Source organism: Streptomyces sp. 2114.4, from assembly GCF_900187385.1.
Classification (GTDB): domain Bacteria; phylum Actinomycetota; class Actinomycetes; order Streptomycetales; family Streptomycetaceae; genus Streptomyces; species Streptomyces mooreae.
Genome location: NZ_FYEY01000001.1, coordinates 5,993,754 through 6,008,144, shown reverse-complemented (window position 1 = coordinate 6,008,144; position 14,391 = coordinate 5,993,754). Strand labels below are relative to the sequence as shown.

The following is a 14,391-nucleotide window of genomic DNA, read 5'->3' as shown; positions in this document are numbered from 1 at the left end:
CCGCGTTGTCAGTGGTCCGGTGCACGATGGAGGACATGGCCAAGGCAGCGCTCGACTCCTTCTCCCCCGCGACCCGCGGCTGGTTCGCCGGGGCGTTCAGCGCGCCCACCGCCGCGCAGGAAGGGGCCTGGCGGGCGATCGGCGCGGGCTGTGACGTCCTGGTGGTGGCGCCCACGGGCTCCGGCAAGACCCTCGCCGCCTTCCTGGCGTCCCTGGACGCCCTGGCGAGCACTCCCCCGCCCGCCGAGCCGAAGAAGCGCTGCCGGGTGCTGTACGTCTCCCCGATGAAGGCGCTGGCCGTCGATGTCGAGCGCAATCTGCGCAGTCCGCTGACGGGCATCCGGCAGGAGTCGGTCCGCCTCGGGCTGCCGGAGCCCGACCTCAGGGTCGCCATCCGTTCCGGCGACACCCCGCCCGCCGAGCGCCGCTCGATCGCCCACCGCCCGCCGGACATCCTCATCACCACCCCCGAATCGCTGTTCCTGATGCTGACGTCCTCGGCCCGGGAGGCGCTGGCAGGCGTCGAGACGGTCATCGTGGACGAGGTCCATGCGGTGGCCGGCACCAAGCGCGGTGCGCATCTGGCGCTGTCCCTGGAGCGGCTGGACGAGCTCCTGGACCGCCCGGCCCGCCGGATCGGGCTGTCGGCGACGGTGCGGCCGGTGGAGGAGGTGGCGCGCTATCTGTCGCCGCGGCGCCGGGTGGAGATCGTCCAGCCGCCGTCCGGGAAGCGTTTCGACCTGTCGGTGGTCGTCCCGGTGGAGGACATGGGCGAGCTGGGCGGCTCACCGGTCCAGGAGGGCGGCACCGGCGAGAAGCCGTCCATCTGGCCGCAGGTCGAGGAGAAGATCGCCGATCTCGTCCAGGCCCACCGCTCCACGATCGTCTTCGCCAACTCCCGCCGGCTGGCGGAGCGGCTGTGCAACCGCCTCAACGAGATCGCCTACGAGCGGCAGACCGGCGAGGCGCTGCCCGAGCACCACTCCCCCGCCGAGCTGATGGCCGAGGCCGGGGCGGCCAGGGGCGCCCCGGCGCTGCTGGCCCGCGCCCACCACGGCTCGGTGTCCAAGGAGCAACGCGCCCAGGTGGAGGAGGACCTGAAGGCCGGCCGGCTGCCCGCCGTGGTCGCCACCTCCAGTCTGGAGCTGGGCATCGACATGGGCGCGGTCGATCTGGTCGTCCAGGTGGAGTCGCCGCCGTCGGTCGCCTCCGGGCTGCAGCGGGTCGGCCGGGCCGGGCACCAGGTCGGCGCGGTCTCGACGGGCGTCGTCTTCCCCAAGTACCGCGGCGATCTGGTGCAGGCCGCCGTGGTCACCGAGCGGATGCGCTCGGGCGCCATCGAGGCGCTGCGGGTGCCGGCCAATCCGCTGGACGTCCTCGCCCAGCAGCTCGTCGCCATGGCCGCGATGGACACCTGGGACGTCGAGGAGCTGCTGGCCGTGGTCCGGCGGGCGGCCCCGTTCGCCGGCCTTCCCGAGTCGGCGTTCACCGCTGTGCTGGACATGCTCGCCGGCCGCTATCCCTCCGACGCCTTCGCCGAGCTGCGGCCGCGCCTGGTGTGGGACCGCGTCGCGCAGACCGTCACGGGCCGCCCCGGCGCCCAGCGGCTGGCCGTCACCTCCGGCGGCACGATCCCCGACCGCGGCCTGTTCGGGGTGTTCCTGGCGGGCGGCGACTCCGGCAAGGGAGGCGGCCGCCGGGTGGGAGAGCTGGACGAGGAGATGGTCTACGAGTCCCGCGTCGGCGATGTCTTCACACTCGGCACGACGTCCTGGCGCATCGAGGACATCACCCGCGACCGGGTACTGGTCACCCCCGCCCCCGGCGTACCGGGACGGCTGCCCTTCTGGAAGGGCGACCAGCTGGGCCGCCCGCTCGAACTCGGCCGTGCGCTCGGCGCGTTCCTCCGCGAACTCGGCGCGCTCGGGCCGGAAGACGCCCGGACCCGGCTGTCCGCCGCCGGGCTGGACGACTGGGCGGCGTCCAATGTGCTGAGCTATCTCGCCGAACAGAAGCAGGCCTGCGGCCATGTCCCCGACGACCGCACGATCGTCGTGGAGCGGTTCCGTGACGAGCTCGGCGACTGGCGGGTGGTCGTCCACTCGCCCTTCGGCGCCCAGGTCCACGCCCCGTGGGCGCTGGCCCTCGGCGCCCGCCTCGCCGAGCGCTACGGCATGGACGCCCAGGTGATGCATGCCGACGACGGCATCGTGCTGCGGCTGCCCGACGCCGATCTGCTGGGCCTCGACCTCCTGGACGGCGACGGCGCCTTCGATCCGGCCGCCGGTCCGGGCCCGGCCGCGCGCGGCACGGAGTACGACCCCGAGCAGTCCCCCGTGGGGGCGGCCGATGTCGCCTTCGCGCACGACGAGGTCGACCAGATCGTCACCGACCAGGTGGGCGGCTCCGCGCTGTTCGCCTCCCGGTTCAGGGAGTGCGCCGCCCGCGCGCTGCTGCTGCCCCGGCGCAGCCCGGGCAAGCGCACCCCGCTGTGGCAGCAGCGCCAGCGCGCCGCGCAGCTCCTCCAGGTGGCGAGCGAGTTCGGGTCCTTCCCGATCGTGCTGGAGGCCGTCCGCGAATGTCTGCAGGACGTCTTCGACGTACCGGGCCTGGCGGAGCTGATGGGGGACATCGAGGCGCGCCGGGTCCGGCTGGTGGAGGTCACCACCCCCGAGCCGTCCCCGTTCGCCCGCTCGCTGCTGTTCGGCTATGTCGCCCAGTTCCTGTACGAGGGCGACTCCCCGCTCGCCGAGCGCCGCGCCGCCGCCCTCTCCCTGGACTCCCGGCTGCTGGCCGAGCTGCTGGGCCAGGCCGAGCTGCGCGAGCTGCTGGATGCCGAGGTGCTGGCCGGGCTGGAGCGCGAGCTGCAGTGGCTCACGGACGACCGGCGGATCAAGGACGTCGAGGGCGTCGCCGACGTCCTGCGGCTGCTGGGGCCGCTGACCGACGCCGAGCTGGCCGAGCGCGGCGCCGATCCGGCCTGGACCAGGGAGCTGGCCGCCGCCCGCCGGGCCATTGCGGTACGGATCGCCGGGACCGAGCACTGGGCCGCCGTCGAGGACGCCGGCCGGCTCCGCGACGCCCTGGGCACCGCCCTGCCGGTCGGCGTCCCCGAGTCGTTCACGGAACCGGTCAAGGACCCGCTGGGCGATCTGCTCTCCCGCTACGCCCGCACCCACGGCCCGTTCACCTCCGAGCAGGCCGCCGCCCGCTTCGGCCTCGGCACCGCCGTCACCGACGGCGCGCTGCATCTCCTCGCCGCGGCCGGCCGGGTCGTCCAGGGGGAGTTCCACCCCGCAGGCATCGGCCAGGAATGGTGCGACGCCCAGGTGCTGCGCAGGCTGCGCCGCCGCTCGCTCGCCGCGCTGCGCGAGGAGCTGGAACCGGTGCCGCCCGCCGCGCTCGCCGCCTTCCTCCCCCAGTGGCAGCACCTCGGCCCGCCCCGGCCGGCGCCGGTGAGCGGGGTGCCGGCGCCGCTCGCCGGCGCGTCGCACGGCCTGCGCGGGATCGACGGTCTGGTGCGCGCCGTCGAGCAGCTGCAGGGCGCCCCCGTCCCCGCCTCCGCCCTGGAGAAGCTGGTGCTGCCCTCCCGCGTCGGCGGTTACACCCCCGCCCTGCTGGACGAACTCACCACCACCGGCGAGGTGGTGTGGTCCGGCGCCGGAGCGCTGCCCGGCAAGGACGGCTGGATCTGTCTCCATCTCGCCGACTCCGCCCCGCTCCTGCTCCCACAGCCCCTCCCGCTGGAACTGACCGCACTGCACGAGTCGGTGCTGACCGCCCTCGCCCCCGGATACGGGCTGTTCTTCCGCCAGCTCGCCGACCAGGTCCGCGCCGCCACCCACCCCGAGGCCACCGACTCCCAACTGGCCGACGCCCTGTGGGACCTGGCCTGGTCGGGCCGGCTGACCAATGACACCCTGGCCCCGCTGCGCGCCCTCCTCGGCTCGGGCCGTACGGCAGGATCGACCGCCCACCGCGCCCGCCGGGCCGTCCCCCGGGGCAGGTGGGGGCACCCCCGGACGGAGTTCGGGGGAGGCTCGCTGACCGCGGCCGCGGGCCGCGGCGGCCGCCCCACCGCCTCCCGCTCCGGCCCGCCGACGGTGGGCGGCCGCTGGTCGCTGCTGCCCGCCCCCGAACCGGACCCCACCCACCGCGCCCACGCCCTGGCCCGTACGCTCCTGGACCGGCACGGCATCGTCACCCGCGGCGCGGTCGCCGCCGAGGGGGTCGAGGGCGGGTTCTCCGCCGCGTATCGCGTACTGGCCGCCTTCGAGGAGTCCGGACAGGCCCGCCGCGGCTATGTCGTGGAGGGGCTGGGCGCCGCCCAGTTCGCGATGGACGGCGCGGTGGACCGGCTGCGCGCGGTCAGCACCCAGCGCGAGCGCACCGCCGATGACGCCCTGCCGGACGGCGGCCCGGCGCAGTCCCGGCGCGGCGGACCGCAGCGCGCGCTCGTGCTGGCCGCCGCCGACCCGGCGAATGCCTACGGCGCCGCCCTGTCCTGGCCCGAGCCGCCCGAGGGCTCGACCCACAAGCCCGGCCGCAAGGCGGGCGCCCTCGTCGTCCTCGTCGACGGGGAGCTGACGCTCTACCTGGAGCGCGGCGGCAAGACCCTGCTCGTCTGGCCGCTCGGCCACGACCCGGCCCCGGCCGCCACGGACCCCCGCCTGCGGCTCGCCGTCGAGGCGCTTACGGATGCCGCCCGCGCCGGCGCCCTGGGCACCCTCACCACCGAACGCATCAACGGCACCTCGGCGCTCACCTCTCCCTACGCCCCCGCCCTGGAGTCCGCCGGCTTCCACCCGACCCCGAGGGGGCTGCGGCTGCGGGGGTGACGGGAAGCGGCAGCCACTCCCGCGCCGGGAGCCCCGCCCGCGCACACCCGCGCGGCATGATGGTGACATGCCCGAAGGCGACACCGTCTGGCGCCTGGCCCGGCGGCTCGGCGACGCGCTGGTCGGCCACCGGCTGACCCGCTGCGACCTGCGGGTCCCCCGGCTCGCGACGGTGGATCTGACCGGCCGCGAGGTGCTGGACGTGCGCTCCCGCGGCAAGCACCTCCTCACCCGCTTCGAGGGCGGCCTCACCCTGCACTCCCATCTGCGGATGGACGGCGCATGGAAGATCTACGCCCCGGCCGAGCGCTGGCGCGGCGGCCCCGCCCATCAGATCAGGGCGGTCCTCGGCACCGCGGAACACACCGCCGTCGGCTACCGCCTCCCCGTCCTCGATCTGCTGCGCACCGCCGACGAGTCCCGGGTCGTCGGCCACCTGGGACCCGATCTCCTCGGCCCCGACTGGGACCCGGAACGCGCCCTCGGCCGGCTGCTCTCGGCCCCCGGGCGCCCGCTCGGCGAGGCCCTGCTCGACCAGCGCAATCTCGCCGGTATCGGCAATGTCTACAAGTCCGAGCTGTGTTTCCTGCTGCGCGCCTCCCCCTGGCTCCCCGTCGGCCAACTCCCCCGGCCCGAGCGCCTCCCCGCCCTCGCCAAAAGACTCCTGGAGGCCAACAAAGACCGCCCCGCCCGCACCACCACCCCCTGGGGCCACCGCCCGCACCCCTTCGGGAACAGCGGGCGCGGCCGCCCCGACCGCCGGCTGTGGGTCTACGGCCGGTCCGGCCGCCCCTGCCTGCGCTGCGGTACCGGGATCCGCACCGCCGACCAGGACCCCGCCGACCAGACCCCCGCCACCGAGGAGCGCGTCACCTACTGGTGCCCCGCCTGCCAGCCCGACCGGCCGGCCGCCCGGCCCACGGACTGAGCCGAACCGGATCACGCGCCAAGGCCGCCGTCGTCCAGCTCACCAGGACCCTGGCCACGGAGGTGGGCCGGCGCGGCATCCGCGTCAATGCCGTCGCCCCGGGGTGGGCCCGTACGGCGATAACCGAGCGGCACACCGACCGGGCCCAGCAGCAGGCGGAGGGGCCGATGATCCGGATATCGCCCCTGGGAGGGTGGGAGAGCCGGAGGACATCGCCCACACCGTGCCGCACCTGGCGTCGGATGCCTCGTCGTTCATGACCGGCCAGATCCTTCGCCCGAACGGCGGCGTCGCCATGCCTTGGTGACCACCGTCCCCCACGCCCCCCGCACCCCGCGAAACCCCCTGACCACCCGGCCCAGGGCGCGCCGCGGGCCGCCGCCCGGCCGGTCCGCCCGCGGAACGCAGTGCACCGGCAGCAGACTGAGCCCCCAGCCGCCCAGCGCCACGACCCCCTCGACCACCCCCGCCGACTGCGGCCACACCACCAGCCGGACCGCCGCCCACCACCACAGGACCCCGACCACGGCCCCGGATATCCAGCGCCCGGCCACGGCCCGCGGGCGTCGGCCGGCCGACGCATGGGCCGCGACATCACGCCACCCCATGGCTGCCTCCTCCGGCCGACGCTAGACGGGTCCCGCCGCCCGGCGGGAGGGCGCACCGGGGCATTTCCGGCGCGCGGCCCGCCCCACAAGCCCCGCAACGGACCTCGACGCGGCACGGCCCGGAACGGTCACCGCAGGCCCACACGGCACGCCACGGCAAGTCGGCCCCGAGCCGCAGCCCCACGGCGGACGCCGCGACACCTCAGCGGGACTGCCGCGGCCCGTCAGTGCGCCTCGGCCTGGAACATCCAGTGGTGCTTCTCCAGGTCGGCGGTCAGCCCGATCAGGATGTCCTGGCTGACCGGGTCCGGGTCCGCGGTGGCGACGATCCGCTCGCGCATCCGGCCGATGACCGCGCCGAGCCCGTTCACCATCGCCCGCACCACATCGCCGTCCTTGATCCAGCCATCCGTGATCTCACTGATGCCGCTGGTCTTGGCGACGGTGACGGCCCGCCCGTCGGGGGGCACCCCGATCGCGGATGCCCGCTCGGCCACCGTGTCGGCATGCTGCCGTGCGCTGGTGACCACGTCGTCGAGCTGCAGGTGTACGGAGCGGAAGCGGGGCCCGACGACGTTCCAGTGCACCTGCTTCGCCACGAGGGACAGGTCCACCAGGTCGACGAGCGCTCCCTGCAGGGCGGTCCCGACCACCTTGCGGTTCTTATCGGACAGCGTGCTCTTGACGACAGACATCCAGACACTCCTGATTCAGGCGATATATCCGATATGGCCATCGTATAAATGAATCGCCCGTTCCGAGCTGCCCGGACAGCCCGTACGGGCTCCTCCCCGTGGCGCCGTTCCACCCGCACGCCCGCCCGCACCCGGGCAGCACCGAGCCCCGGCGGGCTGCTGCCCACCGGGGCTCGGGTACGTACGAACAGGGGTGTCAGGCCGCGACGACATCCACGACGTCGGCCGGGGACTTGATGGTCACGCGCTCCTCCGGCACACCGGCCAGGGACGTGACGGACACCGAATTGAGCTTCGGCCGCACCGGTGCGGGCACCGGGTCGCTCGCGGCCGCGGACGCTGCCAGCTCGGCGAGTGCCAGCTCATCGCTGACCTCCCGCATGAGCTCGGACATGCGCACGTCCAGCGCGTCACAGATCGATGAGAGCAGTTCGGAGGAAGCCTCCTTCTGCCCCCTCTCCACCTCGGACAAATAGCCGAGCGATACCCGGGCGGAGGAAGAGACCTCGCGCAGGGTTCGGCCCTGGCGCTGACGCTGTCGGCGCAGCACGTCACCCAGCAGGCGACGAAGCAGAATCATCGCTGGCTCCCTCCTCGGACCTCGGATCCGGATCCTTCTCGCCCCACCGTACCGCCTCGGGCTGGAGGCGTGCGGGGTGCAAGTACGTGTTCACTCAGGGCTGCAAACATCCATTCCCCCCGTGTTGTTCCGTATCCTGTGCCCGCGTATTTTCTGTCAGTTCGCTCAACAGCATTGCGAGCACGGCATGAATGGTGTCCTGGCGGATCCGGTCCCGATCGCCCTCCAGCGCCAGCCGCCGCACCCGCCCGGCGCCGTCCGGCCCCTGTACGGCCACGAAAACGGTGCCCACCGGGTACCCGTCCTGTGGATCCGGGCCGGCCACCCCCGTCGTGGCGATGCCCCAGTCGGCACCCAGCACCCGCCGCACACCGCGCGCCATCTGCCGCGCGACCTCCCCGTCCACCGCACCGCAGGCGGCCAGCAGGGCGGCGTCCACCCCCAGCAGCTCCCGCTTGAGGTCGGTGGCGTACGCCGTGACCGAGCCGCGGACCACCCGCGAGGCACCGGGGACGGCGGTCAGTGCGCCCGCCACCAGGCCACCGGTCAGCGATTCGGCCACCGCCAGGCTCTGACCGCGCCCGGCGAGCACTTCCAGCACCCCGGCCGCGGCAGAACCCGGCCCGCTCACCGTGCCGTGTCCCGCTCGGCCCGCTCGGCCCGTTCCCGGACCAGTCCGGCCCGGCGCAGCACCACGGCCTGCCGGATGTAGTCGAACCCGGTGACCACGGTCAGCGCGACGGCCACCGCCATCACCCACCAGCGGAAGGTCGCCAGCGGGCCGGTCAGCACCAGGACGTACATGCCCACCGCGGTGCCCTGCGCCAATGTCTTGATTTTGCCGCCGCGACTGGCCGGAATCACTCCATGCTTGATCACCCAGAACCGCATCAGGGTGATGCCGAGCTCCCGGAAGAGGATCACGCCGGTCACCCACCACGACAGATCACCCAGCACCGACAGGCAGATCAGCGCCGCACCCATGATCGCCTTGTCCGCGATCGGGTCCGCGATCTTGCCGAAGTCGGTGACCAGGTTGTACGTACGCGCCAGATGCCCGTCGAAGACGTCGGTGATCATGGCGACGGCGAAGGCGGCCCAGGCGAAGACCCGCCAGACGGGATCGGTGCCGTTGTCGTGCATCAGCAGCACCACGAAGGCCGGGACCAGCACCAGCCGCAGCATCGTCAGAAGGTTGGCGATGTTCCACAGCCCGGCCTGCCGGACGACCGGCGCCGTGCACGGGCCACCAGCTGCGGAAGCCGGGACTCCGCTCATCTGGCCGCCTCCTCGGTACACCCCGTGCCCTCCACCGACAGCACCTCCGCGACGAGGTCCACGCCCTCGCTCGCCACCACCTTTGCTTCGACCATACGGCCGGGCGCCAGCTCCTGGTCGGTCGAGAGCAGGGTGACGCCGTCGGTCTCCGGTGCCTGGTGCGCGGCCCGCCCGACGATGCCGTCCTCGTCGTCGGTCCGGTCGACCAGCACCCGCAGCGTCTCGCCGATCCGCTCCTCGGCGCGCTGCGCGGTCAGCTCCTCGGCCAGCCGCGAGACCCGCGCCAGCCGCTCGGCGACCACGTCCGGATCGACTTTGTCCTCGTACGAGGCGGCCTCGGTGCCGTCCTCGTCGGAGTAGCCGAAGACGCCGATGGCGTCGAGCCTGGCCTCGGTGAGGAAGCGCTCCAGCTCCGCGAGGTCGCTCTCACTCTCCCCGGGGAAGCCGACGATGAAGTTGGAGCGGGCACCGGCCTGCGGCGCCTTCGTACGGATCGTCTCCAGCAGCTCCAGGAAGCTGTCGGTGCTGCCGAAGCGCCGCATGGAACGCAGCACCCCGGGCGCCGAGTGCTGGAAGGACAGATCGAAGTACGGCGCCACCTTGTCGGTACCGGTCAGCACATCAATCAGCCCCGGCCGCATCTCGGCGGGCTGCAGGTAGCTGACCCGGATCCGCTCGATGCCGTCGACCGCCGCCAGCTCCGGCAGCAGCGTCTCCAGCAGCCGGATGTCGCCGAGGTCCTTGCCGTAGGAGGTGTTGTTCTCGGAGACCAGCATGATCTCCTTGACGCCCTCCCCGGCCAGCCAGCGCGTCTCACCGAGCACATCGGAGGGCCGGCGCGAGATGAAGGAGCCGCGGAAGGACGGAATGGCGCAGAACGAGCAGCGCCGGTCGCAGCCGGAGGCCAGTTTCACCGAGGCCACGGGGCTGCTGCCGAGCCGGCGGCGCAGCGGCGCACGCGGCCCGGAGGCGGGCGCGATGCCCTCCGGCAGATCCTCGGGCGGGGCCGCCGGCGGCGCGTCCTGGGCATGGCCGGGCAGCGCGACACCGGCGGAGCCCTGCCGCTCGGCCGGGCTGATCGGCAGCAGCTTGCGGCGGTCGCGCGGGGTGTGGGCGGCGTGGATGCCACCGTTCAGGATGGTCTGCAGGCGGTCGGAGATGCTGCTGTAGTCGTCGAAGCCGAGCACACCGTCGGCCTCGGGCAGCGCCTCGGCGAGCTCCTTGCCGTAGCGCTCGGCCATGCAGCCGACGGCCACCACGGCCTGGGTTCTGCCGTGATCCTTCAGATCGTTGGCTTCCAGCAGGGCGTCGACGGAGTCCTTCTTCGCGGCCTCGACGAAACCACAGGTGTTGACGACGGCGACATCGGCATCGGCGGCTTCCTCGACGAGGTCCCAGCCGTCCGCTGCCAGGCGGCCTGCGAGCTCCTCCGAGTCCACCTCGTTACGGGCGCAGCCAAGAGTGACAAGGGCGACGGTACGGCGTTCGGGCATAGGCCTCAGCCTACTTTGTCCCCGCCACCCCCTTGGCGCGCAGGTCTCCGCCGCCCGTTCCGAGAGCCCGGCGCGGGCGGCGGGCACTCACCGGGAGGGCGCTCAGCCCGCCTGGGGGTCCCCCGGCGTATAGCTCAGCCGCTCCACCGTGCCCTTGTCGCCGACCTTCTTGACCTCCTTGCCGTTGACGTACAGCTGTACGGCTCCGGCGTTGCCGAGGACCAGGTCGATGCGTTCCTTGTCGGTGATGGTCTTGGACTCGCCCTTCTTGAGCAGGCCGTCCTCCAGGAGCTTGCCGTTGGCGTCCTTGGCGGAGACCCAGCTCTGGCCGTCACGGGCGGTCACCTTGATCGTGACCTTGTCCTTCGGCAGTCCGGCGACGGCGCTGTCGGAGGGATCGGGCGTGACGGGCGGCTTGATGGTCGAGGGATGGCGGGTGGGCGCCGGCGCCGGCTTGGCATTGGCGTCGCCGCCCGCGATCGGGCCGCTGTCGCTCTTGCCGCCGTCCGTGAAGAGCGTGAAGCCCATGAACCCGACCACCGCGACGATCGCCGCGACCATCGCCGCGGTCCAGTTGGGGCGGCGCGGCTCGGAGCGGATCCGCTCGGCTTCGTAGAGGGGCGCGGCGGGGGTCGGCGCGGGCCGTCCGCCGTGCTCGGCGTCGAACTGGTCGATCAGCGGTCCGGGATCGAGGGTGACCGCGCGGGCGAGCGCCCGGATGTGCCCCCGGGCGTAGACATCGCCGCCACAGCGGGAGAAGTCGTCCTGCTCGATCGCCTGCACAAGGGGGACGCGCACCCGTGTCGTCGTACTGACCTCTTCGACGGTCAGTCCCGCTCCGATACGGGCCTTCTGGAGGGCAGCGCCGACGGAAGGCCGGTCTGCTTCGGGGGAGTTGCCGATGGACACGGGGGCGCCTTTCGAGCGTGTAGCCACCTGCTGGAAGTTCAGTCTAGGGGTGGAGCGAAAGGGTCGGGCAAGCGGGAGAGCGGGGTTTTACGCCATCGGAACGCCGTCGGCGGTGCCCTGGGGCTTGATGGTGAAGCATCGTTCCCTCGTCTCCCTCAACTTGACGTATCGGCAGGCGAAACGGTTGCCTTCTTCTCTCGTATGCGGGACCCGGATGTCTGTGCTACTCGGTAGCCTCCCCCCGGATCACCGCCAGCACTCCATCCAATTCATCGGGCTTCACCAGAACGTCGCGGGCCTTGGACCCCTCGCTCGGCCCGACGATGGTGCGCGACTCCATGAGGTCCATCAGCCGGCCGGCCTTGGCAAAGCCCACCCGCAGCTTGCGCTGAAGCATCGACGTCGACCCGAACTGCGTGGAAACCACCAGCTCAGCGGCCTGGCACAGCAGATCGAGGTCATCGCCGATGTCCTCGTCGATCTCCTTCTTCTTCGCCGTGCCTACGGTGACGTCGTCGCGGAAGACCGGCGCCATCTGATCCTTGCAGTGCTGGACCACGGCCGCGACCTCGGCCTCGGTCACGAACGCGCCCTGCATACGGACCGGCTTGTTGGCGCCCATCGGCAGGAACAGCCCGTCGCCCTTGCCGATCAGCTTCTCGGCGCCCGGCTGGTCGAGGATGACCCGGCTGTCGGCGAGCGAGGAGGTGGCGAACGCGAGCCGGGAGGGCACATTGGCCTTGATCAGGCCGGTGACCACATCGACGGACGGGCGCTGGGTGGCGAGCACCAGATGGATGCCCGCCGCGCGGGCGAGCTGGGTGATGCGGACGATGGAGTCCTCCACATCACGCGGCGCGACCATCATCAGGTCCGCCAGCTCGTCGACGATCACCAGCAGGTACGGGTAGGGCGCCAGCTCGCGCTCGCTGCCCTCGGGGGAGCTGACCTTGCCGCTGCGCACCGCCTCGTTGAAGTCGTCGATGTGCCGGAAGCCGTACGCTGCGAGATCGTCGTAGCGCAGGTCCATCTCGCGCACCACCCACTGCAGCGCCTCGGCGGCGCGCTTGGGGTTGGTGATGATCGGCGTGATCAGGTGCGGAATGCCCTCGTACGCGGTCAGCTCGACGCGCTTGGGGTCGACCAGCACCATCCGGACGTCCTCCGGCGTGGCCCGCACCATGACCGAGGTGATCAGGCAATTGATGCAGGAGGACTTGCCGGAGCCGGTGGCGCCGGCCACCAGGACGTGCGGCATCTTGGTCATGTTGGCCATGACATAGCCGCCCTCGACGTCCTTGCCGAGCGCCACCAGCATCGGATGTTCGTCGCCCGCGGCATCGGCCAGCCGCAGCACATCGCCGAGGTTGACCATCTCGCGGTCGGTATTGGGGATCTCGATGCCGACCGCGGACTTGCCGGGGATCGGGCTGATGATCCGGACGTCGGGGCTGGCCACGGCGTAGGCGATGTTCTTGGCCAGCGCGGTGATCTTCTCGACCTTGACGGCCGGGCCGAGCTCGACCTCATAGCGGGTGACCGTCGGGCCGCGGGTGAACCCGGTGACCGCCGCGTCGACCTTGAACTCCTGGAAGACCGTGGTCAGTGCGGTCACTATGGCGTCGTTGGCGGCGCTGCGGGTCTTGCCGGGCCCGCCGCGCGCGAGCAGGTCCAGCGAGGGCAGCGAGTAGGTGATGTCACCGGAGAGCTGAAGCTGCTCGGCCCGCGCCGGCAGCTCGCCGGACGGCTCCGGCGGCGCCTTGGTGAAGTCCGGTACGGCCGGGGTGTCCTCGGCCGCGGACGGCTTCGGCTCCGCGCCGCGGGCCGGCGGCACCGTGCCGCTCTCCCCCGTGGTGTCCTCGCCGTCCTGCCCCCGGCGCTCCCCGGAGATGCTGCTGCTCAGCCCGGCGACGAGCGGGGAGGGCTGGACACCGTGCAGCACCGCACCGTCCAGCGCGGCGGCGGCCGCCGCGGCCACATCCACGGCGTCCATCGGCCGGTCCGCCGCCGGCTGTACGGAGGCCCGGCGCGGGCGGCGGCGCTGGGCCAGGGCCGCTTCCTCTATCGCCTCCGGGTCGCTCGCGGCCGGTGCGGCGGCCCCGCGGCGCGGTGTGCGGGCGGGCTGCTCGCGCCACTCCTCCGCGTAGTCCTCGGCCTCGTCGAAGTACTCCTCGGGCTCGTCCGGTTGCACCACGCCCAGCCGGACGCCGAGCGCCCGCAGCCGCTGCGGGATGGCGTTCACCGGCGTCGCGGTGACCACCAGCAGCCCGAAGACGGTCAGCAGCGCCAGCAGCGCCACGGCCAGGGTCTGTCCGACGGTGAAGATCAGCGGCTTGGACGCGGTCCACCCCAGATAGCCGCCGGCGTCCTGTATGGCGGCCAGACCGTCGTCCCGGCCCGGCGAGCCACAGGCCATGGCGACCTGTCCCAGGACACCGACGACCAGCGCGGACAGCCCGATGACGATCCGGCCGTTGGCCTCCGGCCGCTCGGGGTGCCGGATGAGGCGGATCGCGATACCGCCGAGCAGTATCGGCACGACCAGATCGAGCCGGCCGAACGCCCCGGTCACCAGCAGCTCGACGAGGTCACCGACCGGGCCGCTGAGGTTCGACCACGTACCGGCCGCGATGACCAGCGCCAGGCCGAGCAGCAGCAGCGCCAGCCCGTCCTTGCGGTGCGCCGGATCGAGGTTCTTCGCGCCGCGGCCCATACCGCGGAACACCGCCCCGATGGCGTGCGCCAGCCCCAGCCAGCAGGCACGGACGAGGCGGTAGACGCCGCCGGTGGGTGAGGGCGCCGGCTTGGGAGCCGCCTTCTTGGCCGGAGCCCGCTTGGCCGGAGCCTTTTTGGCCGGTGCCTTCTTCGCGGCCGCGGTCTTCTTGGCCGGCGGCTTGACGGGCGCCTTCTTCGCGGCGGTCTTCTTCGCGGCGGTCTTCTTGGCGGCGCCCGCGGTCCGTCCGGCGCGCTGCTTGGAGGGTCCCGCCGTGCTCTGGGTTCCCTTGCCGGACGTACGTGAGGCCATGGCGACGAGATTACAGGCGAACGCGGGCATCACACGA

Annotated in this window: 10 protein-coding genes and 1 pseudogene; 3 read left to right on the top strand and 8 right to left on the bottom strand. The window is 72.8% G+C overall.

What is annotated here, in order from left to right:
- Positions 1–35: 35 nt before the first annotated feature.
- The 3 genes and pseudogenes from CFW40_RS26485 to CFW40_RS26475 all read left to right on the top strand — a co-directional run.
- Entirely contained in the window at positions 36–4,838 is a 4,803-nt protein-coding gene (locus tag CFW40_RS26485; RefSeq protein ID WP_088800374.1) for a DEAD/DEAH box helicase, read from the top strand.
- 67 nt (positions 4,839–4,905) lie between these two features.
- Entirely contained in the window at positions 4,906–5,766 is an 861-nt protein-coding gene (locus tag CFW40_RS26480; RefSeq protein ID WP_088800373.1) for an Fpg/Nei family DNA glycosylase, read from the top strand.
- Between the two features lie 11 nt (positions 5,767–5,777).
- Positions 5,778–6,073: pseudogene (locus CFW40_RS26475) on the top strand (SDR family NAD(P)-dependent oxidoreductase); the annotation flags it as partial.
- On the opposite strand, the gene CFW40_RS26470 reads toward CFW40_RS26475, so the two are convergent.
- The 8 genes from CFW40_RS26470 to CFW40_RS26435 all read right to left on the bottom strand — a co-directional run bounded on the left by CFW40_RS26470 (position 6,021) and on the right by CFW40_RS26435 (position 14,354).
- Positions 6,021–6,374: a hypothetical protein gene (locus CFW40_RS26470; protein ID WP_256331279.1), complete on the bottom strand. Its 354-nt coding sequence runs from the start codon at positions 6,372–6,374 to the stop codon at positions 6,021–6,023. The pseudogene CFW40_RS26475 and the gene CFW40_RS26470 sit on opposite strands and share 53 nt — an antisense overlap.
- Before the next feature lie 224 nt (positions 6,375–6,598).
- Positions 6,599–7,069, bottom strand: coding sequence for a Dps family protein (locus tag CFW40_RS26465; protein ID WP_088800372.1), 471 nt, complete (start codon positions 7,067–7,069; stop codon positions 6,599–6,601).
- Positions 7,070–7,265: 196 nt separating this feature from the next.
- A complete protein-coding gene (locus CFW40_RS26460; RefSeq protein WP_086720541.1) occupies positions 7,266–7,649 on the bottom strand; it encodes a helix-turn-helix domain-containing protein in 384 nt (127 codons plus the stop codon).
- A gap of 94 nt (positions 7,650–7,743) precedes the next feature.
- Positions 7,744–8,280 (bottom strand): CinA family protein, encoded by a 537-nt coding sequence (locus tag CFW40_RS26455; protein WP_088800371.1) that lies wholly within the window; start codon positions 8,278–8,280, stop codon positions 7,744–7,746.
- Positions 8,277–8,927, bottom strand: a complete 651-nt coding sequence (gene pgsA / locus CFW40_RS26450; RefSeq protein ID WP_088800370.1) for a CDP-diacylglycerol--glycerol-3-phosphate 3-phosphatidyltransferase — start codon at positions 8,925–8,927, stop codon at positions 8,277–8,279. The genes CFW40_RS26455 and pgsA overlap by 4 nt, the downstream gene beginning before the upstream one ends.
- On the bottom strand, positions 8,924–10,420 hold the full coding sequence (gene rimO / locus CFW40_RS26445; protein WP_088800369.1) for a 30S ribosomal protein S12 methylthiotransferase RimO: 1,497 nt from the start codon (positions 10,418–10,420) through the stop codon (positions 8,924–8,926). The genes pgsA and rimO overlap by 4 nt, the downstream gene beginning before the upstream one ends.
- A 102-nt stretch (positions 10,421–10,522) precedes the next feature.
- Complete coding sequence (locus tag CFW40_RS26440; RefSeq protein WP_088800368.1) at positions 10,523–11,329, bottom strand: helix-turn-helix domain-containing protein; 807 nt, start codon at positions 11,327–11,329, stop codon at positions 10,523–10,525.
- Between the two features lie 223 nt (positions 11,330–11,552).
- Complete coding sequence (locus tag CFW40_RS26435) at positions 11,553–14,354, bottom strand: DNA translocase FtsK (protein ID WP_256331280.1); 2,802 nt, start codon at positions 14,352–14,354, stop codon at positions 11,553–11,555.
- Positions 14,355–14,391 lie beyond the last annotated feature (37 nt).

Coding starts and splice junctions, on each gene's coding strand:
- CFW40_RS26470 (WP_256331279.1), bottom strand. CDS start 6,374: ATGGGGTGGCGTGATGTCGCGGCCCATGCGTCGGCCGGCCGACGCCCG.
- CFW40_RS26435 (WP_256331280.1), bottom strand. CDS start 14,354: ATGGCCTCACGTACGTCCGGCAAGGGAACCCAGAGCACGGCGGGACCC.
- pgsA (WP_088800370.1), bottom strand. CDS start 8,927: ATGAGCGGAGTCCCGGCTTCCGCAGCTGGTGGCCCGTGCACGGCGCCG.
- CFW40_RS26485 (WP_088800374.1), top strand. CDS start 36: ATGGCCAAGGCAGCGCTCGACTCCTTCTCCCCCGCGACCCGCGGCTGG.
- CFW40_RS26480 (WP_088800373.1), top strand. CDS start 4,906: ATGCCCGAAGGCGACACCGTCTGGCGCCTGGCCCGGCGGCTCGGCGAC.
- CFW40_RS26460 (WP_086720541.1), bottom strand. CDS start 7,649: ATGATTCTGCTTCGTCGCCTGCTGGGTGACGTGCTGCGCCGACAGCGT.
- rimO (WP_088800369.1), bottom strand. CDS start 10,420: ATGCCCGAACGCCGTACCGTCGCCCTTGTCACTCTTGGCTGCGCCCGT.
- CFW40_RS26465 (WP_088800372.1), bottom strand. CDS start 7,069: ATGTCTGTCGTCAAGAGCACGCTGTCCGATAAGAACCGCAAGGTGGTC.